This window comes from Kitasatospora sp. NPDC033851 (assembly GCF_055576085.1).
Window position 1 is genome coordinate 21633 of sequence record NZ_JBVIRL010000004.1, and the last position, 20356, is coordinate 41988.

Below are 20356 nucleotides of genomic sequence, written 5' to 3' on the forward strand. Positions count from 1 at the left end.
GACCAAGCGGGGGTGCAAAGCCGACAGCCGTCGCACCAGGGAGAAGCCCCATGGCCACTGCAGCCAATCCGTCCATCACTGCGCAGAGCCGCGCGAACGCGCTGCGTGAAGCGCTCGCCACGAGGGTGGTGGTCGCCGACGGTGCGATGGGCACCATGCTCCAGGCGCAGGACCCGACGCTGGAGGACTTCCAGAACCTCGAAGGGTGCAACGAGGTCCTCAACATCACCCGGCCCGACATCGTCCGCTCCGTCCACGAGGCCTACTTCGGCGTGGGCGTGGACTGCGTGGAGACCAACACCTTCGGCGCGAACTTCTCCGCGCTCGGCGAGTACGAGATCCCCGACCGGATCTTCGAGCTGTCCGAGGCCGGCGCCCGGATCGCCCGGGAGAGCGCCGACGCGCACAGCGCCGCGGACGGCCGCACCCGCTGGGTGCTCGGCTCGATCGGCCCCGGCACCAAGCTGCCGACCCTCGGCCACGCCCCGTACGAGACGCTGCGCGACGGCTTCCAGCAGAACGCGGCCGGCCTGATCGCCGGTGGCGCCGACGCCCTGCTGGTCGAGACCAGCCAGGACCTGCTGCAGACCAAGGCCGCCATCCTGGGCTCCAAGCGCGCCCTGGCCGAGGCCGGGCTGGACCTGCCGGTGCTGGTGCAGGTGACGGTGGAGACCACCGGCACCATGCTGCTCGGCTCCGAGATCGGCGCCGCGCTCACCGCGCTGGAGCCGCTCGGCGTGGACTACATCGGCCTCAACTGCGCCACCGGCCCGGCCGAGATGAGCGAGCACCTGCGCTACCTGGCCAAGAACGCCCGGATCGGCCTGTCCTGCATGCCGAACGCGGGCCTGCCGGTGCTCGGCAAGGACGGCGCCCACTACCCGCTCAGCCCGGTCGAGCTGGCCGACGCGCACGACGTGTTCACCCGCGAGTACGGCCTCTCGCTGGTCGGCGGCTGCTGCGGCACCACGCCCGAGCACCTGCGCGCCGTGGTCGAGCGGGTCCAGGGCCGCGAGATCGCCGTGCGCGATCCGCAGCCCGAGCCCTCGGCGGCCTCGCTGTACCAGGCGGTGCCGTTCCGCCAGGACACCTCGTACCTGGCGATCGGCGAGCGCACCAACGCCAACGGCTCGAAGAAGTTCCGCGAGTCGATGCTGGCCGGCGACTGGCAGGCCTGCGTGGAGATCGCCCGTGACCAGATCCGGGACGGCTCCCACCTGCTGGACCTCTGCGTGGACTACGTCGGCCGCGACGGCGTCGCCGACATGAAGGAGATCGCCGGCCGCCTGGCCACCGCCTCCACCCTGCCGATCGTGCTGGATTCCACCGAGCCGCCGGTGCTGCGGGCCGGCCTGGAGGCCCTCGGCGGCCGCGCGGTGCTCAACTCGGTCAACTACGAGGACGGCAACGCCCCCGACTCGCGCTTCGGCCGGATCGCCTCGCTGGCGCGCGAGCACGGTGCCGGCCTGATCGCGCTGACCATCGACGAGCAGGGCCAGGCCCGCACCGCCGACGCCAAGGTGGAGATCGCCGAGCGGCTGATCGCCGAGCTCACCGCCGACTACGGCATCGACGAGGGCTCGATCCTGGTCGACTGCCTCACCTTCACCCTGGCCACCGGCCAGGAGGAGTCCCGCCGGGACGGCATCGAGACCATCGAGGCGATCCGCGAGCTCAAGCGCCGCCACCCGAAGGTGCAGACCACGCTCGGCCTGTCCAACATCTCGTTCGGCCTCAACCCGGCCGCCCGCGTGGTGCTCAACTCGGTCTTCCTGCACGAGTGCGTGGAGGCCGGCCTGGACTCGGCGATCGTGCACGCCTCCAAGATCCTGCCGATCTCCCGGATCCCCGAGGACCAGCGCGAGACCGCCCTCGACCTGGTCTACGACCGCCGCCGGGACGGCTACGACCCGCTGCAGCGCCTGCTGGAGCTGTTCGAGGGCGTCTCCTCGGCCTCGGTCAAGGCCTCCAAGGCCGAGGAGCTGGCCGCGCTCCCGCTGGAGGAGCGGCTGCAGCGCCGGATCATCGACGGCGAGCGGAACGGCCTGGAGGCCGACCTGGACGAGGCGCTGGCCGGCCGCCCGGCACTGGAGATCATCAACGACACCCTGCTGGCCGGCATGAAGGTGGTCGGCGAGCTCTTCGGCTCCGGCCAGATGCAGCTGCCCTTCGTGCTCCAGTCCGCCGAGGTGATGAAGACCGCGGTGGCCCACCTGGAGCCGCACATGGAGAAGTCCGACAACGAGGGCAAGGGCACCATCGTGCTGGCCACCGTCAAGGGCGACGTCCACGACATCGGCAAGAACCTGGTCGACATCATCCTGTCCAACAACGGCTACAACGTGGTCAACCTGGGCATCAAGCAGCCGGTCTCGGCGATCCTGGACGCCGCGCAGGAGCACAAGGCGGACGTGATCGGGATGTCCGGCCTGCTGGTGAAGTCGACCGTGATCATGAAGGAGAACCTGGAGGAGCTCAACCAGCGCAAGCTGGCCGCGAGCTACCCGGTGATCCTCGGCGGCGCCGCGCTCACCCGGGCCTACGTCGAGCAGGACCTGCACGAGATCTACGAGGGCGAGGTCCGCTACGCCCGGGACGCCTTCGAGGGCCTGCGGCTGATGGACGCGCTGATCGCGGTCAAGCGCGGCGTGCCCGGCGCGACCCTGCCCGAGCTCAAGCAGCGCCGACACGCCCGGGTCGAGGTGGAGGAACCGGAGCCCGAGGTCAACCTCGGCCAGATCCGCTCCGACGTCACCGTCGACAACACCGTGCCCACCCCGCCGTTCTGGGGCGACCGGATCGTCAAGGGCATCCCGTTCGCCGACTACGCCTCCTGGCTGGACGAGGACGCGCTGTTCAAGGGGCAGTGGGGCCTGAAGGCCGCGCGCGCCGGAGACGGGCCGTCGTACGAGGAGCTGGTGGAGACCGAGGGCCGGCCGCGGCTGCGGGCCTGGCTGGACCGGCTGCAGACCGAGGGCTGGCTGGAGGCGGCCGTGGTCTACGGCTACTACCCGGCCAACTCCAAGGGCGACGACCTGATCGTCTTCCACGAGGACGGCACCGAGCGCACCCGCTTCACCTTCCCGCGCCAGCGGCGCGGCCGTCGGCTCTGCCTGGCCGACTTCTTCCGCCCGGAGGAGTCCGGCGTGCGGGACGTGGTCGGCCTGCAGGTGGTCACCATGGGCAACCGGATCTCGGAGGCGGCCAACGAGCTGTTCGCCGGGAACTCCTACCGCGACTACCTGGAGCTGCACGGCCTGTCGGTGCAGCTGGCCGAGGCGCTGGCCGAGTTCTGGCACGCCCGGGTCCGCTACGAGCTGGGCTTCTCCGGCGAGGACCCGCAGGACGTCAAGGACATGTTCGCGCTCAAGTACCGGGGCGCCCGCTTCTCCCTCGGCTACGGGGCCTGCCCGGAGCTGGAGGACCGCGCCAAGATCGCCGAGCTGCTGAAGCCCGAGCGGATCGGCGTGGTGCTCTCCGAGGAGTTCCAACTGCACCCGGAGCAGTCCACCGACGCGATCGTGATCCACCACCCGGAGGCGAAGTACTTCAACGCCCGGTAATCCCTCCGTCCCGCTCCGTTCGCTCTTTCCGGACGAAGCGGGCGTATCCTGGATGATCCTGAACGGGCCGGTCCGCTCACCAGCGGGCCGGCCTGTGCCATCCCCGGGTGCGCCCGGGGCCTGCCGGAAGGATCCCACCATGACCACCAGCTCCACCGCCACCCGTGTCCTGGACCACGGGGACGACCGCGGTCTGCAGGCGGTGCTGCTGGACATGGACGGGACGCTGGTGGACACCGAGGACTTCTGGTGGCAGGCCGAGGTCTCGCTCTTCGCCGAGCTGGGCCACGAGCTGGACGAGGCGGACCGCGCCCATGTGGTCGGCGGCCCGATGACCCGGGTGATGGACTACCTGGTCGCCCGGACCGGGGTGGACATCGCCCCGGCCGACCTGGGCGTGCTGGTCAACCAGCGCTTCGTGGACCTGCTGGCCGGCGGCGTACCGCTCATGCCGGGCGCCGAGCGGCTGCTCAACACCCTTGCCGCGCACGGGATCCCGGCCGCCATGGTGTCCGCCTCGCACCGGCACGTGATCGACATCGTGCTCCGTTCGCTGGGCGCCCACCACTTCGCCTTCACCATCGGCGGGGACGAGGTGCCGCGCACCAAGCCGTTCCCGGACCCGTACCTGGAGGCGGCCCGCCGGCTGGGTGCGGAGCCGGCTCGATGCGTGGTCGTCGAGGACACCCCGACCGGGGTGCGCGCGGGCGAGGCGGCCGGCTGCCCGGTGATCGCGGTGCCCTCGGTGGCGGCGATCGAGCCGGCCCCCGGGCGGCTGGTGCTGCCCTCGCTGGAGCAGGTCGACCTCGACCTGTTGCGCTCGCTGGTCGCCTCGCGGGTCTGACGGACCGCCAGTTTGAGTGTGATTGTCATCTCATTGCGGCCTGCCCCTACCGGCCGGTAAGCGGCTCGACGGCGCTCCGACTCGGGGGGATCGGGGGAGAAAAAGGGCATTGCCTGACATCTCGTCGAGCGCGCCGGGATGCCCTGAACCGCCGTGTCCCAAACGTCATCTGCGCGGGTATCGGTCGTGCGTGTTCGATATGGCACGCTACTCGGGTTTCGTGCCACCGATAAGGACGCGCCCCGTGAAGACTTCAGCTGAACGCCTCGCAGTACTCGGCTGTGCCGGTCTGGTCGCCGTGACGGTGGCCGGCTGCGGATCGGTGACCGACGCCGTCAAGGGGGACAGCGGCAAGTCGATCACCATGGGCACCGCCCAGCTGACCGGCGTGCTGGACCCCGCGGTCTCCTACGACTCCGGCTCCTGGCTGGTCATGCGCAACGCCTTCCAGTCGCTGCTGACCTTCCCGGCCGCGGCCAGCACGCCCACCCCGGACGCCGCGCAGTCCTGCGAGTTCACCGGCGGCGATGCCACCGAGTACCACTGCACCCTGCGGCCCGGGCTGAAGTTCTCGAACGGTCACCCGCTGACCGCCGAGGACGTGGTCTTCTCGATCGAGCGCACCAAGAAGATCAACGACGACGGCGGCCCGGTCTCCCTGCTCTCCTCGATCAAGTCCGTCGAGGCCAAGGGCGACACCGAGGTGCTGTTCCACCTCGCCACGCCCGACGCCACCCTGCCGGCCAAGCTGGCCAGCCCGGCCGGCGCCATCGTGGACCACCAGGTCTTCCCGGCCGACAAGGCCCTGTCCAACGACAAGGTGGTCGGCTCCGGCCCGTACCGCATCGACTCGGTCGAGATGGCGGGCAAGCAGCTGGGCAAGGTCGTGCTGACGCCCAACGACAAGTACGGCGGCGACGCCAAGCTGCGCAACACCAAGTTCACCGTGCGGTACTTCGACAAGGCCGAGGACCTGAAGGCCGCGCTGGACAAGGGCGACGTCGACCTCACCGACAACAGCCTGGAGCCGAACACCGCCGCCCAGATCCGCTCCGACCAGCAGGGCGGCAAGACCGACCTCCAGGTCACCGAGGGCGACAGCAACGACACCCGCTCGCTGGTCTTCAACACCAAGGACCCGGTCGGCGGCAACGTCGCGGTCCGCCAGGCCGCCGCGCAGCTGATGGACCGCAAGGCGCTCGCCCGCGACGTCTTCGCCCGGACCGTCCAGCCGCTGTACGCGATGGTCCCGGCCGGCGTCACCGGCCACACCACCGCGTTCTTCGACCGCTACGGCGACCAGGACGTGAACAAGGCCAGGAAGTACCTCACCGACGCCAAGGTCCAGACCCCGGTCAAGCTCACCCTCACCTGGTCCCGCTCGCGGGCCGGCAGCAACGAGGCCGACACGCTGAAGAAGCAGTTGGAGACCGGCGGCCTCTTCCAGGTCACCGTCCAGCAGGAGCCGGACTGGGAGGCCTTCAAGAAGGGCTGGGTCGACAGCAAGTACCAGGCGTACGTCATCGGCTGGTTCGCCGACTACCCGGACCCGGACAACTACATCGCCCCGCTGCTGGTCAACGGCGGTGCCTACCACCACGGTTGGGACGACCCGCAGATCAGCGGGAAGCTGGTGCCGGAGGGCCTCAAGCAGGCCGACCGCAGCGCCGCCGCGCCCGGCTACGCGCAGATCCAGCAGATCGAGGCCGTCAGCGTGCCGCTGATCCCGCTGTACCAGAACAAGGCCTTCTACGCGGCGCGTTCGTACGTCACCGGCGTCGAGGCCACCGTCGACACCACCGGCTTCTTCCGCTTCTGGGAGATCGGCCGGACCGGCAAGTAGCACACGGACGACGGCGGCCCGTCCGCTCCCCACATCACCACGGGGAGCGGACGGGCCGCCGTCACGTTTCTGCGGGCCACCGCGCGGTGCGGGAGGGGCCGCAGGAGGGGACCGCTACAGCGCGCCCGGGCGCACCAGCCCGCTCTCGTAGGCGTACACCGCCGCCTGCACCCGGTCGCGCAGCTGGAGCTTGGTCAGCACATGGCCGACGTGGGTCTTCACCGTGGTCTCGCTGACGAACAGCTCCGCCGCGATCTCCGCGTTCGACAGCCCGCGCGCCACCAGCTTCAGCACCTCCAGCTCGCGGTCGGTCAGCGCGCCCAGCGCCTGCGGCGGCGTCTCGTCGCCCGACGGCAGCTTGGTGGCGTACATGTCCAGCAGCCGGCGGGTGATGCTCGGCGCCAGCATCGCCGCGCCGTCCGCGACCACCCGGATCGCCTGCACCAGCTCCTCGGCCGGGACGTCCTTCAGCAGGAAGCCGCTGGCGCCCGCGCGCAGGGCCTCCACCACGTACTCGTCCAGGTCGAAGGTGGTCAGCACCAGCACCTTGGCCGGGCCGTCCCGCCCCGGGCCGGCGATCCGCCGGGTCGCCTCGACACCGTCCATCCTCGGCATCCGGATGTCCATCAGCACCACGTCGGGCTGCAGCGCCCGCACCTGGTCCAGCGCCTGCTGACCGTCGCCGGCCTCACCGACCACCACCAGGTCGGACTCGGCCTCCAGGATCATCCGGAAACCGGTGCGCAGCAGCGGCTGGTCGTCGACCAGCAGCACTCGGATCGTCACTAGGACTCCTTGCTCCTCGGATCCCCCGTGGGATCGTCCTCATCAGACGTACGGGCCAGCGGCAAGGGGTACGGCGGCGGAGTACCGCCGAACTCCGGGCAGCTGGCCTGGTGGTCGCACCAGTCGCAGAGGCGGTTGCGGGTGGCCGGGAAGTCCCCGGTGGCCACCGCGTGGCCGATCCGCTCCCACAACGCCCGCAGCTTGCGCTCCACCGCGAGCAGATCGGCCTGGTCCGGGTCGTAGCTGACCACGTCCCCGCCCCCGCCGAGGTAGACCAGCTGGAGGCGCTTGGGGATCACGCCCTTCCAGCGCCACACCACCAGTGCGTAGAACTTCATCTGGAACATCGCCTTGCCCTCGAAGTCCCGCGAGGGCGCCCGGCCGGTCTTGTAGTCCACCAGCCGGACCTCGCCGGTCGGGGCGACGTCCACCCGGTCGATGTAGCCGCGCAGCAGCAGCCCCGAGTCCAGGGCCGTCTCCACGTACAGCTCCCGCTCCACCGGATGCAGCCGGGTCGGGTCCTCCAGCCGGAACCACTGGCCGACCAGCTTCTCGGCGTCCGCCAGCCAGCGGGTGAGCGCCGCGCCGTCCGGGTCGTCCGGGAACAACGAGCCCAGCTCCGGCCGTTCACCCAGCAGCCGCTCCCACTGCGGGCGCAGCAGGCCCAGTGCCCGTTCCGGCGTGCGCTCGGCCGCCGGGCTGTCGAACAGCCGCTCCAGCACGGCGTGCACCAGGGTGCCCCTGGTGGCCGCCGAGCTCGGCGGCTCGGGCAGCCGGTCGATCACCCGCAGCCGGTACAGCAGGGGACAGGTGAGGAAGTCCCCCGCCCGGGACGGGGACAGGCCGGTCGGCGCCGCCGCCGGGCGCACCGGGGCCCCGGTGACGCTGGTGGTGTCGGTCTGCTGCATGACTACGACCCTATTGCCCTTTGCTGTCATCCCGCTGCCACCGTGCTGCCACCGAGGCGCGCGCAGGCCGCGCAGTGGGTATGAAGGCAGCAGGAGGGGCGCGCGGCCCCGGAGTGCCACGATCACGTAGCGTGGGCGCACCGGGGCACGACGGGGGCGACGACCGAAGGGATCACGGTGAGCGACAGCAGGGGGCAGCAGACCTCCGACCAGCCACCGCAGGACGACCGCGGGCGCCCGGCCGGGAAGCCACCGGAGCGCCGCGGCGGCCTCCTGATGGGCCGGCCCTTCGGCGTGCCGATCTACGTCACCCCCTCCTGGTTCGTCATCGCCGCGCTGATCACCTGGGTGTTCGGCGGACAGCTGGGCGACGTGCTGCCCGACCTCGGCGGCGCCCGCTACCTGGTCGCCTTCTCCTTCGCGGTCGCCTTCTACGCCTCCGTCCTGGTGCACGAACTCGCCCACACCCTGGTCGCGCTGCGCTACAAGCTCGGGGTGCGGCGGATCCAGCTGCAGTTCTTCGGCGGCGTCTCCGAGATCGAGAACGAGGCCACCACGCCCTGGCGCGAGTTCTGGCTGGCCTTCGTCGGCCCGCTGCTCTCGCTGGCGCTCGGCGGCCTGTTCTACCTCGGGGTGCGGGCCGTGGAGCTGTCCACCGTCCCCGGGGTGCTGCTCACCGGTCTGATGGTGTCCAACCTGGTGGTCGCCGCCTTCAACCTGCTGCCCGGCCTGCCGCTGGACGGCGGACGGATGCTGCGCGCCCTCGTCTGGGCGATCACCGGCAAGCCGATGACCGGCACGGTGGCCGCCGCCTGGGTCGGCCGGGTGCTGGCGGTCGCCGTGTTGTTCGGCCTGCCGCTGGTCAGTGCCGCCCGCGGGGTCGAGCGCACCACCACCGACACCCTGGTGGACGCGGTGCTGGCCGCCGTGCTCGCCGCGATCATCTGGAACGGCGCCACCGGCAGCGTGCGCAACGCCCGGCTCAAGGAGGCGCTGCCCGGCCTGCGGCTGCGCGACTTCGCCCGCCGGGCCGTCGAGGTCACCGCCGACACCCCGCTCGGCGAGGCGATGCGCCGCGCCCGCGAGGCCGAGGCCGGCGCGGTGGTCGTGGTGGACGGCCGGGGCGAGCCGATCGCGATCGTGCGCGAGTCCGCGGTCCGGGCCGTACCCGAGCACCGCCGCCCCTGGGTGGCCGTCGGCCCGCTCGCCCGCGACCTCGAGCCCGGGCTGCGGCTGGACGCCGACCTGCACGGCGAGGACCTGCTGCGGGCCGTCCAGACCACCCCGGCGGGGGAGTACCTGGTGGTCGAGGCGGACGGCCGGGTGTACGGCGTCGCCGCGCTCAGCGACATCGAGCGGCGGCTGACCGCCGCCGTCGCCGGGAAATGATCACCGTGGTCGGGCGGGAGGCTCCGCTTCCCTTAGGATTGTCCGTATGTCCGAACCGACCGGTGCCGCCCGCCGACGCGGGCCCTTCCAGGTCGGGGACCAGGTCCAGCTGACCGACCCCAAGGGTCGCCACTACACGTTCACGCTCCAGGCCGGGAACCAGTTCCACACCCACAAGGGTGCGTTCCCGCATGACGAGCTGATCGGCGCTCCCGAAGGCACGGTCGTGCGCACCACGGGTAACGTCCCGTACCTCGCGCTGCGCCCCCTGCTCCCCGACTACGTCCTGTCCATGCCCCGCGGCGCCGCCGTGATCTACCCCAAGGACGCGGGGCAGATCCTGGCGATGGCCGACATCTTCGCGGGTGCCCGCGTGGTCGAGGCCGGCGTCGGCTCGGGCGCGCTCAGCATGTACCTGCTGCGCGCCGTCGGCGAGCACGGCATGCTGGCCTCCTACGAGCGCCGGCAGGACTTCGCCGACATCGCCCAGGGCAACGTCGAGCGCTACTTCGGCGGGCCGCACCCGGCGTGGAAGCTCACCGTCGGCGACCTCCAGGACAACCTGGTCGAGTCCGACGTCGACCGCGTCCTCCTCGACATGCTGGCCCCCTGGGAGTGCCTGGACGTCGCCTCCAAGGCGCTCGTCCCCGGCGGCCTCATCTGCTGCTACGTGGCCACCACCACGCAGATGTCCAAGACCGTCGAGGCGCTGCGCGACCACGGCACCTTCACCGAGCCGCAGGCCTGGGAGACCATGGTCCGCACCTGGCACCTGGAGGGCCTCGCCGTCCGCCCGGACCACCGGATGATCGGCCACACCGGCTTCCTGCTCACCGCCCGCCGCCTGGCCGACGGCGTCGAGCCGCCGCTGCGCCGCCGCCGCCCCGCCAAGGGCGCGTACGGCGAGGACTACGACAGCGGGGCGCCCGAGCCGAGCCTGCAGGAGCGCGCCGCCGCCCGCAAGGCCGCGCGCGGCGAGGACGACCAGCCCGACCTGGGCTGAGCCCGCACACCACGCAGGGGTGGCACGAGCAATCTCGTGCCACCCCTTGGCATTTCCGTCGACCGGGTGTGGGACGATGCTCGCTCACGCAGACCAGCTCCTGGAGCTCTGGAGGGGACGCCTGGTGGAGACCGCGGTCGGGACGACGGCGACGGCTGGACAGCAGACACCGCGGGGCCGCACCCGGCCCGCGCACGTGCGCACCGCCCCCTGGCACTGGGCCCTCGCCCTGGCCGGCTGCGGCGCGGTCGTGGGCGCCGCCCTCGCCGCGTCCCCGGCGACGGGCACCCCGGTGCCCGCCCACGGCACCCCCAAGGCCCTCGCCGCGAGCGCGGCCCCCGACCCGGCCAAGGCCCAACTCCCGATCGACTGCGGCCCGTTCCCGGTCACGACGGCGCTCAGCGTGCCCGCCGAGCTGGGCGACGGACGCCCCGGCACGGTGGTCGCCGCGCACTGCGCCGCCGAGACCGGCACCCCGCCGGACGCCGTCTTCCTGCTCGGCTACGGCCCCGGCGACCGCCCGACGGTGCTGGCCACCCTGCTCACCGAGCGCGAGAACCTCACCGTGAGCCGGCTCGCGGTGCGCTCCGACGGCGCCATCACCGGCCGCGCGCAGGGGTATTCGAGCGAGGACGTGCCGCGCTTCCGGCCCGACATCTCACTCGAACTCACCTGGACGCACCGGGGCGGCGGCTGGGAACGCTCCCAGGCCACCGCCCCGCTCAGCCAGACCTGAGGCTGCTATTCGCCCGCTCGCCTCCGGGGCGCTTGGACCCGGTGCCGACGGTCGGCGCTCCCTCGCTCGTGCCTCGCTCCCTCGCTTCTCCCTTTCGGCACCGGCGCGCCCCTTCGGCTCGGGGCGGGAGTTCGCCCGCTCGCCCGTGACGCCGCTCGGGGCGGGTCGCCCGCTCGCCTCCGAGCCGGAGGGCGGTTACTCACTCCGCGTCAGGTCCGTACACCTCGACCCGGTCCGCGGCCCGGCGCACGTGGATGCAGTCGCCGGGGCAGTCCTTCACCGAGTCCACCACGTCCTGAAGGAGCGTCAGCGGCACCGGGACGGTCTCCCCGGGTTGCTGGCGCAGCTCGTCGTCCGACCCCTTCACGTAGGCGAGGCCGTCGATGTCGAGCTCGAAGACCTCCGGTGCGTACTGGACGCAGATGCCGTCGCCGGTGCACAGATCCTGGTCGATCCACACCTCCAGCTCCTCGGTCGTCGCCGCCGTCTGCTCGGTCACCGACATGGTCCCCTGCCGTTTCTGTCCCGGGTCGCCCATTTCTGGGAGCAATCCCGCCATTCGTACAACGATCGGACCTCGAGTCGTGGTCGCGATCGGATATCACTTCGCTCGACGATACATCTGGCCCGCTTTGGGCGGTGCGCGGTGGGTATCCCCTTAGCAGAGGGGAAGCACGCTGGGGCGAAGATCGGACACGCCCGTTCCATCTTTCTTGATCTAGGGGTTTACGGACCCCTGGTCCCAGGTAGGGTCTGGAAGCGTCCAGCTCCCCGGAGGAGGTGAGGACCGTGGCAGCCCACGATGACGACTACAACCGCAGCACCGGCAGGCCCGCTCGTGGTTCCGACGAGGCCGCTCAGGTCTCGTACCTTGAGCAGGAAATCGCCGTGCTGCGCCGCAAGCTCGCCGACTCGCCGCGCAATTCGAGAATCCTCGAAGAGCGGATCGTCGAGCTCCAGACCAACCTGGCCGGCGTGACCGCCCAGAACGAACGGCTCGCCTCCACCCTGCGTGAGGCCCGCGACCAGATCGTGGCCCTCAAGGAGGAAGTGGACCGGCTGGCACAGCCCCCGGCCGGCTTCGGCACCTTCCTCGAAGCGAACGAGGACGGGACCGCGGACATCTTCACCGGCGGGCGCAAGCTCCGCGTGAACGTCAGCCCCAACGTCGCACTCGACGAACTGCGGCGCGGCCAGGAAGTGATGCTCAACGAGGCCCTCAACATCGTGGACGCGATGGCCTTCGAGCGCATCGGCGAGATCGTCACCCTCAAGGAGGTCCTGGAGGACGGCGAGCGCGCCCTGGTTCTCGGCCACACCGACGAGGAGCGCGTGGTGCGCCTCGCCGAACCGCTGCGCGACCTCACGATCCGGGCGGGGGACGCCCTGTTGCTGGAGCCCCGCTCCGGCTACGTGTACGAGGTCGTGCCGAAGGCCGAGGTCGAGGAGCTGGTCCTCGAAGAGGTCCCGGACATCGACTACCGCCAGATCGGCGGCCTGAGCAACCAGATCGAGCTGATCCGCGACGCGGTCGAGCTGCCGTACCTGCACGCCGACCTCTTCAAGGAGTACGAGCTGCGCCCGCCCAAGGGCGTCCTGCTCTACGGCCCGCCCGGCTGCGGCAAGACGCTGATCGCCAAGGCGGTGGCCAACTCGCTGGCCAAGAAGGTCGCCGAGGTCACCGGCCAGCCCCAGGGGAAGAGCTACTTCCTCAACATCAAGGGCCCCGAGCTCCTCAACAAGTACGTCGGCGAGACCGAGCGGCAGATCCGCCTGGTCTTCCAGCGGGCCCGGGAGAAGGCGAGCGAGGGCACGCCCGTCATCGTCTTCTTCGACGAGATGGAGTCGCTGTTCCGCACCCGCGGTTCCGGCGTCAGCTCGGACGTGGAGAACACCATCGTCCCGCAGCTGCTCGCCGAGATCGACGGCGTGGAGGGCCTGGAGAACGTCATCGTCATCGGCGCCTCCAACCGCGAGGACATGATCGACCCGGCGATCCTGCGGCCCGGCCGCCTGGACGTCAAGATCAAGATCGAGCGCCCGGACGCCGAGGCCGCGAAGGACATCTTCTCCAAGTACCTCAAGGACTCGCTGCCGTTCCACCCGGACGACCTCAAGGAGCACGACAGCTCCGTCGGGGCCACGGTGGCCGCGATGATCCAGTCGGTGGTGGAGCGGATGTACTCCGAGACCGAGGAGAACCGCTTCCTGGAGGTCACCTACGCCAACGGTGACAAGGAGGTCCTGTACTTCAAGGACTTCAACTCCGGCGCGATGATCCAGAACATCGTCGACCGCGCGAAGAAGATGGCCATCAAGGACTTCCTCGACCACGGTCAGCGCGGTCTGCGCGTCTCCCACCTGCTCGCCGCCTGCGTGGACGAGTTCAAGGAGAACGAGGACCTCCCGAACACCACCAACCCGGACGACTGGGCCCGCATCTCCGGCAAGAAGGGCGAGCGGATCGTCTTCATCCGCACGCTGGTCACCGGCAAGCAGGGCGCCGAGTCCGGCCGCTCGATCGACACTGTCGCCAACACGGGGCAGTACCTGTAAGCACGCGGTTACCCGGGCCGACAGCGGTCCCCGGAGCTGTACGCACACCGTCCGGCTGTGGCGCCTCGCGGCCCCGCAGCCGGACGGCGCGTCTCGGGGCCCGCCGATCGGGGCCGGGTTCTAGGCTCGACCCACCGTCCGCGGTCAGATGGCCGGCGCCGGTGTTGTCCAGCGGTACGTCAGCGTGTTCCGCCCGCCGGGGGCGGCGCACCGGGCAAGGAGGGCCGCATGACCGTACGGCGCGTGATGGGCATCGAGACCGAGTACGGGATCTCCGTGCCCGGGCACCCCAACGCCAACGCCATGCTCACCTCGTCCCAGATCGTCAACGCCTACGCGGCGGCGATGCACCGGGCACGGCGGGCCCGCTGGGACTTCGAGGAGGAGAATCCGCTGCGCGACGCGCGGGGCTTCGACCTGGCGCGCGAGGTGGCGGACGCCAGCCAGCTGACCGACGAGGACATCGGCCTGGCCAACGTCATCCTCACGAACGGGGCCCGGTTCTACGTGGACCACGCGCATCCCGAGTACAGCTCGCCCGAGGTGACCAACCCGCGCGACGCCGTGCTGTGGGACAAGGCCGGCGAACGGATCATGGCGGCCGCCGCGCAGCGCGCGCTCGAGCTGCCCAACGGGCAGAAGATCCACCTGTACAAGAACAACACCGACAACAAGGGCGCCTCCTACGGCACCCACGAGAACTACCTGATGAAGCGGGCGACGCCGTTCGCCGACATCGTCCGCCACCTGACCCCGTTCTTCGTCTCCCGCCCGGTGGTCGCCGGGGCCGGCCGGGTCGGCATCGGCCAGGACGGCTCGGCGCACGGCTTCCAGCTCAGCCAGCGGGCGGACTACTTCGAGGTCGAGGTCGGCCTGGAGACCACCCTCAAGCGCCCGATCATCAACACCCGGGACGAGCCGCACGCCGACGCCGAGAAGTACCGCCGACTGCACGTGATCATCGGGGACGCCAACCTCTCCGAGATCTCCACCTACCTCAAGCTGGGCACCACCTCGCTGGTCCTGTCGATGATCGAGGACTCCTTCATCGCCTCCGACCTCGCCGTCGACCAGCCGGTGCGCACCCTGCACCGGGTCTCCCACGACCCGACGCTCAAGTACCTGATCACCCTGCGCAACGGGCGCAAGCTCACCGCCGTCCAGCTCCAGCTCGAGTACTTCGAACTGGCCCGCAAGTACGTCGAGGACCGCTTCGGCACCGACGCGGACGAGCAGACGGTGGACGTGCTGACACGCTGGGAGGACGTCCTGGGCCGGCTGGAGCGCGACCCGATGTCGCTCTCGAAGCAGCTGGACTGGGTCGCCAAGCGGGAGATCCTGGAGGGCTACCGCAGCCGGGACGCCCTGGAGTGGGACAACCCGAGGCTGCACCTGGTCGACCTCCAGTACAGCGACGTGCGGCCCGAGAAGGGCCTCTACAACCGCCTGGTGGCCCGCGGGCGCTTCGAGCGGCTGCTGACCGAGGACGAGGTCGAGCGGGCCGTCTCCAAGCCCCCGGAGGACACCAGGGCGTACTTCCGCGGGCGCTGCCTGGAGCAGTACGCCGAGCACGTCGCGGCGGCCTCCTGGGACTCGGTGATCTTCGACCTGCCCGGCCGGGACTCGCTGCAGCGGGTGCCCACGCTGGAGCCGCTGCGCGGCACCCGCAACCACGTCAAGGAGCTGCTGGACCGCTGCCGCACGGCGGAGGACCTGCTCCGGGTGCTGTCCGGCGGGTAACTTTTCGATCACCACGGGTGAACGTCCGCCGAATGGGAATCATCCGGGGTGGCAGCGGGTGTTGGACAGGAAGCGCCACCGGCAAACCGGGAGCGGCAGTCGCACCTTGTGTATAGGGTCGGTGTCAACCGGCAACGACCCTACCGACCAAACCGTGCCAGACGAATCGAGCGGGGTGAGGGAAATGGCGAGCAAGGACACCGGCGGCGGCCAGCAGCGGGCAAACCGTTCCTCCGAGGAGGTCGAGGAGCAGGCCGCGGAAACGCAGAATTCCGACGACCTCAAGGAACGCCAGGAAAAGCTGGGCGACGACGTCGACGCGGTGCTGGACGAAATCGATGAGGTCCTGGAATCGAACGCGGAAGATTTCGTGCGCGGCTTCGTGCAGAAGGGCGGGCAATAGTCCGGTCCCGGTATTCGGGAATTCACGTCGTGACCGTCGAGGGCGGTCGGGCGGCACTCGCCGCCCGGCCGTCCGGCACCTCACCTCCACGCCCGGGCAGTGATCGTCGGGCGGGTAGGGTGCGGGCAGCGCGCGCTTCAAGCTACCTGGAAGGAATCGTGTGGAAGCCAACACTCTCGGCACCGGGCGTCTACCGGCTGCCTTCCTGACCCCGGGGTCGTCCTCGTTCCTCGACTTCCTCGCCGAGCACAGGCCGGAGCTGATCCCCGGCCACCGCGGGCTCCCCGAGGGCTCCGTGGTCGAGGCCCCGCACGGCACCACGATCGTGGCCGCGATCTTCGACGGCGGCGTGGTGATCGCCGGTGACCGCCGGGCGACGATGGGCAACGTCATCGCCCAGCGCGACATCGAGAAGGTCTTCCCGGCCGACGAGTACAGCGCGGTCGGCATCGCCGGCACCGCCGGCCTCGCGGTCGAGATGGTCCGGCTCTTCCAACTGGAGCTGGAGCACTACGAGAAGATCGAGGGCACCACGCTCTCCCTGGAGGGCAAGGCGAACCGCCTCACCAGCATGATCCGGGGCAACCTGGGCATGGCGATGCAGGGGCTCGCGGTCGTGCCGATGTTCGCCGGCTACGACCTGGACCTCGGCCGCGGCCGGATCTTCAACTACGACGTCACCGGCGGGCGTTCCGAGGAGCGCGGCTTCGCCGCCACCGGCTCGGGCTCGGTCTTCGCCCGCGGCTCGATGAAGAAGCTCTACCGCGACGGCCTGACGGCCGACCAGGCCGTCACCCTGGTCGTCCAGGCGCTCTACGACGCGGCGGACGACGACTCCGCCACCGGCGGTCCGGACCTCTCCCGCAAGATCTTCCCGATCGTCTCGCTGATCACCGAGGACGGCTTCCGCCGGCTCACCGAGGCGGAGGTCGCGGAGGTCGCCGTCGCCATCACCGACGAGCGCCTGATCCACCCCAATGGCCCGCAGGCCCCGCTGATCTAGCCATCACCTCACAGGAAGGGGACGACCGCCGGTGTCGACACCGTTCTACGTCTCACCCCAGCAGGCCATGGCGGACCGCGCGGAGTACGCCCGCAAGGGCATCGCGCGCGGCCGCAGCGTGGTCGTGCTCACCTACGCCGACGGCATCGTCTTCGTCGCGGAGAACACCTCCAGAGCGCTCCACAAGGTCTCCGAGATCTACGACAAGATCGCCTTCGCGGCGGTCGGGCGCTACAACGAGTTCGAGAACCTGCGCATCGGCGGCGTCCGCTACGCCGACCTGCGCGGCTACTCCTACGACCGGGCCGACGTCACGGCCCGGGGCCTGGCCAACGTGTACGCCCAGACCCTGGGCACCATCTTCTCCTCGGTCGGGGACAAGCCGTACGAGGTCGAGCTGATCGTGGCCGAGGTCGGCCGCGGCGCCGACAACGACCAGATCTACCGGCTGACGCCGGACGGCTCGGTCGTCGACGAGAAGAACTACGTGGTGGTCGGCGGCAACGCCGACTCGATCGGCAACTACCTCGGCCAGCGCCACCGCGTCGGCCTGAGCCTCACCGAGGCGGTCAAGGTCGCGGTCGACTCGCTCGCCCGCGACCCCAACGGCGGCAGCCCGCGCAGCCTCACCCCGGAGCAGCTGGAGGTAGCGGTCCTCGACCGCCAGCGGTTCCAGCAGCGCAAGTTCAAGCGGATCCTCGGCAACCAGCTCAGCCGACTGCTCGACGGAGACCAGTCCGCCGAGTCGGACGACGAGGACACCCCGGCGGGTACCACGCCGGAGTAGCAGTGCCTGCGGAGTCCCGTACGGCGGCCGGACCGCCGTCGTACGGGACTCCGGTGCCCCTGCGACGGCCCGGCCGTCGTGGAGGCGGTTTCGGACAGCTCCGACAAGAATGGAGTGCTCATGGACCGCCGGATCTTCGGGCTGGAGAACGAGTACGGCGTGACCTGCACGTTCCGCGGGCAGCGGCGGCTGTCGCCGGACGAGGTCGCGCGGTACCTGTTCCGCCGGGTCGTCTCCTGGGGCCGCAGCAGCAACGTGTTCCTGCGCAACGGCGCCCGGCTCTACCTCGACGTCGGCTCCCACCCCGAGTACGCCACCCCCGAGTGCGACGACGTGGTCGAGCTGGTGACGCACGACAAGGCGGGCGAGCGCATCCTCGAAGGGCTCCTGGTGGACGCCGAGCGGCGGCTGCACGAGGAGGGCATCGCGGGGGACGTCTACCTCTTCAAGAACAACACCGACTCCGCCGGGAACTCCTACGGCTGCCACGAGAACTACCTGGTGGCCCGGCACGGCGAGTTCTCCCGGCTGGCCGACGTGCTGATCCCCTTCCTGGTCACCCGCCAGCTGATCTGCGGCGCCGGCAAGGTGCTGCAGACCCCGCGCGGCGCGGTGTTCTGCGTCAGCCAGCGCGCCGAGCACATCTGGGAGGGCGTCAGCTCCGCCACCACCCGCTCGCGGCCGATCATCAACACCCGGGACGAGCCGCACGCGGACGCCGAGCGCTACCGCCGGCTGCACGTGATCGTCGGCGACTCCAACATGTCCGAGACCACGACGCTGCTCAAGGTCGGCGCCACCGACCTGGTGCTGCGGCTGATCGAGGCCGGCGTGGTGCTGCGCGACCTCACCCTGGAGAACCCGATCCGGGCGATCCGCGAGGTCAGCCACGACCTCACCGGCACCCACCAGGTGCGGCTCGCCAACGGCCGCGAGGCCAGCGCGCTGGACATCCAGGAGGAGTACTACAGCAAGGCCCTGGAGTTCGCCGACCGCAAGGGCATCAACACCGGCACGATCGCCCGGGTCCTCGACCTGTGGGGCCGCACCCTGGAGGCCGTCCGCAGCGAGCGGCTGGACGGGGTCGCCACCGAGATCGACTGGATCATGAAGTACAAGCTCATCGAGCGCTACCGCGAGAAGCACCAGATGAGCATGTCCAACCCGCGGGTGGCCCAGATCGACCTCGCCTACCACGACATCCACCGCCGTCGCGGTCTGTTCTACCTGCTCCAGGGCAAGGGCCAGGCGCAGCGGATGACCACCGACCTCAAGACCTTCGAGGCCAAGTCGATCCCGCCGCAGACCACCCGGGCCCGGCTGCGCGGGGACTTCATCCGCCGGGCGCAGGAGCAGCGCCGGGACTTCACGGTGGACTGGGTGCACCTGAAGCTGAACGACCAGGCGCAGCGCACGGTGCTGTGCAAGGACCCGTTCCGTTCGGTGGACGAGAGGGTGGAGAAGCTCATCGCGGGGATGTGATGCCCCGATCGTGATCAAGGCGTCGTGATCACGGTGCGGCCGGCCCCGGTGGTGTCTACCGGGGCCGGACGCATGCCGGGCATACGCTGTCCGTCGAGTCAGGAGAGCCGACTTCGACCGACAGTTAGGACCACCGTGCGCCGCAACGCCGGTTTGCTACTCACCCTGCCGTTGCTGCTGGCGGTCGCCTGCAGCAGTACCCCCAAGGCGGCCGGTCCGGCGACGCCGTCCGCGGCGAGCGCCGCCCCGACGGTGCCGGCGCCGGTCGGCGAGGCGTCGCCGATGCCCACCCTTTCGGGGGGCGGATTCGGCAGCAAGGCCACCATCACCATCCCCGAGGGGCAGCAGCCCAGCGGCCAGTTCGTGGTGAACACGGTCAGCGAGGGCGAGCGCTCGACCGTCAACAAGGGCGACTGGGTGACGGTCAACTACACCGCGAAGGACTGGACCACCGGCAAGGACCTGCCCAGTTCGTACGACCCGGGCGGGAAGCCGCAGCTCTACCAGGCGGGCAGCGGGCAACTGGTGCCGGCGTTCGACCAGAGCGTGATCGGCAAGAAGGTGGGCACCCGGCTGCTGGTGGTGGCCCCGCCGGCGGCGGCCTTCGGCGATCAGGGCTCCGGCCAGCTGGGCGTCAACAAGAACGACACCGTGGTGTTCGTGCTGGACATCATGGAGAGCCTGCCGCAGGACTCCACGCTCACCGGGAACATGACCCAGCCGGCCGCGACGCTGCCGCAGGTCAAGGACAACGGCAAGGCGCCGGTGACGATCACGATCCCGGCCGGTCAGGCCGCGCCCACCGACCTGCAGCAGGCGGTGCTGATCAAGGGCGAGGGCAAGCAGGTCAAGAGCGGGCAGACCCTGGTGGTGCAGTACACCGGGGTGCTGTGGAGCAATGGCCAGCAGTTCGACTCCTCCTGGACGCACGGCGGCGCGCAGGCGGTGCAGATCGGCACCGGCAGTGTGATCGAGGGCTGGGACAAGGGCCTGGTCGGGCAGAACGTGGGCAGCCGGGTCCTGCTCGTGGTGCCGCCCGCGCTCGGGTACCAGGACAAGCCGCAGGGCGCGGTCCCGGCGAACTCCACGCTGGTCTTCGTGATCGACATTCTGGAAGCGGTCTAGGAAGTCACCCGGAAGATTCCGTACGCTTGGGCGGACGCTCGTACAACGAAGCGTCCGCCCTCATCCTGAGCTGTCATACTGCCCTCGCGCTGTGGCAGGCGCCGCCCGGCGCCAGGTCGGGGGCGGGCCGTGCGGCGGCAGGCCGGCGCTCAGCACGCCGGGCGCAGACCTGAAAGACCTGTGGCGAG

16 protein-coding genes are annotated in these 20356 nt (G+C 70.6%); 13 read left to right on the plus strand and 3 right to left on the minus strand.

The genetic code is table 11. The annotated features are described in order from the left end of the window. The first annotated feature begins 50 nt into the window (after nucleotides 1–50). The 3 genes from metH (at nucleotide 51) to ACZ51D_RS09570 (ending at nucleotide 6250) form a co-directional block, all read left to right on the plus strand. Complete coding sequence (gene metH, locus ACZ51D_RS09560) at nucleotides 51–3563, plus strand: methionine synthase (protein ID WP_465625556.1); 3513 nt, start codon at nucleotides 51–53, stop codon at nucleotides 3561–3563. A gap of 139 nt (nucleotides 3564–3702) precedes the next feature. Further along, the gene (locus ACZ51D_RS09565; protein WP_465625557.1) at nucleotides 3703–4407 is read left to right on the plus strand and encodes an HAD family hydrolase; all 705 of its coding nucleotides are present in this window, start codon (nucleotides 3703–3705) and stop codon (nucleotides 4405–4407) included. Between the two features lie 244 nt (nucleotides 4408–4651). Further along, a complete protein-coding gene (locus tag ACZ51D_RS09570) occupies nucleotides 4652–6250 on the plus strand; it encodes an ABC transporter substrate-binding protein (RefSeq protein ID WP_360498236.1) in 1599 nt (532 codons plus the stop codon). A gap of 114 nt (nucleotides 6251–6364) precedes the next feature. On the opposite strand, the gene ACZ51D_RS09575 is transcribed toward ACZ51D_RS09570, so the two are convergent. After that, the gene (locus ACZ51D_RS09575) at nucleotides 6365–7036 is read right to left on the minus strand and encodes a response regulator (protein ID WP_465625559.1); all 672 of its coding nucleotides are present in this window, start codon (nucleotides 7034–7036) and stop codon (nucleotides 6365–6367) included. Beyond that, nucleotides 7036–7944 (minus strand): RecB family exonuclease, encoded by a 909-nt coding sequence (locus ACZ51D_RS09580; protein WP_465661779.1) that lies wholly within the window; start codon nucleotides 7942–7944, stop codon nucleotides 7036–7038. Before ACZ51D_RS09580 ends, ACZ51D_RS09575 begins: the two co-directional genes overlap by 1 nt. A gap of 177 nt (nucleotides 7945–8121) precedes the next feature. On the opposite strand from ACZ51D_RS09580, the gene ACZ51D_RS09585 reads away from it, so the two are divergent. The 3 genes from ACZ51D_RS09585 to ACZ51D_RS09595 all read left to right on the plus strand — a co-directional run bounded on the left by ACZ51D_RS09585 (nucleotide 8122) and on the right by ACZ51D_RS09595 (nucleotide 11072). Further along, complete coding sequence (locus tag ACZ51D_RS09585) at nucleotides 8122–9333, plus strand: site-2 protease family protein (RefSeq protein WP_360498242.1); 1212 nt, start codon at nucleotides 8122–8124, stop codon at nucleotides 9331–9333. Nucleotides 9334–9379: 46 nt separating this feature from the next. After that, nucleotides 9380–10336: a tRNA (adenine-N1)-methyltransferase gene (locus ACZ51D_RS09590; protein ID WP_360498244.1), complete on the plus strand. Its 957-nt coding sequence runs from the start codon at nucleotides 9380–9382 to the stop codon at nucleotides 10334–10336. 76 nt (nucleotides 10337–10412) lie between these two features. Next, complete coding sequence (locus tag ACZ51D_RS09595; RefSeq protein ID WP_360498246.1) at nucleotides 10413–11072, plus strand: hypothetical protein; 660 nt, start codon at nucleotides 10413–10415, stop codon at nucleotides 11070–11072. Between the two features lie 199 nt (nucleotides 11073–11271). On the opposite strand, the gene ACZ51D_RS09600 is transcribed toward ACZ51D_RS09595, so the two are convergent. Next, a complete protein-coding gene (locus ACZ51D_RS09600) occupies nucleotides 11272–11577 on the minus strand; it encodes a ferredoxin (protein ID WP_360498248.1) in 306 nt (101 codons plus the stop codon). Between the two features lie 284 nt (nucleotides 11578–11861). Here ACZ51D_RS09600 and arc point away from each other — a divergent pair, with 284 nt between their 5' ends. The 7 genes from arc (at nucleotide 11862) to ACZ51D_RS09635 (ending at nucleotide 20168) form a co-directional block, all read left to right on the plus strand. Next, complete coding sequence (arc, locus tag ACZ51D_RS09605) at nucleotides 11862–13628, plus strand: proteasome ATPase (RefSeq protein ID WP_360498250.1); 1767 nt, start codon at nucleotides 11862–11864, stop codon at nucleotides 13626–13628. Nucleotides 13629–13856: 228 nt separating this feature from the next. Further along, a complete protein-coding gene (gene dop / locus ACZ51D_RS09610; RefSeq protein ID WP_465661781.1) occupies nucleotides 13857–15368 on the plus strand; it encodes a depupylase/deamidase Dop in 1512 nt (503 codons plus the stop codon). Between the two features lie 184 nt (nucleotides 15369–15552). Next, nucleotides 15553–15771 (plus strand): ubiquitin-like protein Pup, encoded by a 219-nt coding sequence (locus ACZ51D_RS09615; RefSeq protein WP_280681804.1) that lies wholly within the window; start codon nucleotides 15553–15555, stop codon nucleotides 15769–15771. 160 nt (nucleotides 15772–15931) lie between these two features. Beyond that, a complete protein-coding gene (gene prcB / locus ACZ51D_RS09620) occupies nucleotides 15932–16774 on the plus strand; it encodes a proteasome subunit beta (RefSeq protein ID WP_465625562.1) in 843 nt (280 codons plus the stop codon). A 31-nt stretch (nucleotides 16775–16805) separates the two neighbouring features. Continuing rightward, complete coding sequence (gene prcA, locus ACZ51D_RS09625; RefSeq protein WP_360498256.1) at nucleotides 16806–17561, plus strand: proteasome subunit alpha; 756 nt, start codon at nucleotides 16806–16808, stop codon at nucleotides 17559–17561. A gap of 120 nt (nucleotides 17562–17681) precedes the next feature. Continuing rightward, a complete protein-coding gene (gene pafA / locus ACZ51D_RS09630) occupies nucleotides 17682–19043 on the plus strand; it encodes a Pup--protein ligase (protein ID WP_360498258.1) in 1362 nt (453 codons plus the stop codon). Between the two features lie 135 nt (nucleotides 19044–19178). After that, on the plus strand, nucleotides 19179–20168 hold the full coding sequence (locus tag ACZ51D_RS09635; RefSeq protein ID WP_465625563.1) for an FKBP-type peptidyl-prolyl cis-trans isomerase: 990 nt from the start codon (nucleotides 19179–19181) through the stop codon (nucleotides 20166–20168). The last annotated feature ends 188 nt before the right edge of the window (nucleotides 20169–20356 follow it).

What these genes read in the sequence shown, in the direction of transcription:
- metH (WP_465625556.1), top strand. Translation starts at nt 51, where the DNA reads ATGGCCACTGCAGCCAATCCGTCCATCACTGCGCAGAGCCGCGCGAAC.
- ACZ51D_RS09565 (WP_465625557.1), top strand. Translation starts at nt 3,703, where the DNA reads ATGACCACCAGCTCCACCGCCACCCGTGTCCTGGACCACGGGGACGAC.
- ACZ51D_RS09580 (WP_465661779.1), bottom strand. Translation starts at nt 7,944, where the DNA reads ATGCAGCAGACCGACACCACCAGCGTCACCGGGGCCCCGGTGCGCCCG.
- ACZ51D_RS09590 (WP_360498244.1), top strand. Translation starts at nt 9,380, where the DNA reads ATGTCCGAACCGACCGGTGCCGCCCGCCGACGCGGGCCCTTCCAGGTC.
- ACZ51D_RS09595 (WP_360498246.1), top strand. Translation starts at nt 10,413, where the DNA reads ATGCTCGCTCACGCAGACCAGCTCCTGGAGCTCTGGAGGGGACGCCTG.
- ACZ51D_RS09600 (WP_360498248.1), bottom strand. Translation starts at nt 11,577, where the DNA reads ATGTCGGTGACCGAGCAGACGGCGGCGACGACCGAGGAGCTGGAGGTG.
- dop (WP_465661781.1), top strand. Translation starts at nt 13,857, where the DNA reads ATGACCGTACGGCGCGTGATGGGCATCGAGACCGAGTACGGGATCTCC.
- ACZ51D_RS09615 (WP_280681804.1), top strand. Translation starts at nt 15,553, where the DNA reads ATGGCGAGCAAGGACACCGGCGGCGGCCAGCAGCGGGCAAACCGTTCC.
- pafA (WP_360498258.1), top strand. Translation starts at nt 17,682, where the DNA reads ATGGACCGCCGGATCTTCGGGCTGGAGAACGAGTACGGCGTGACCTGC.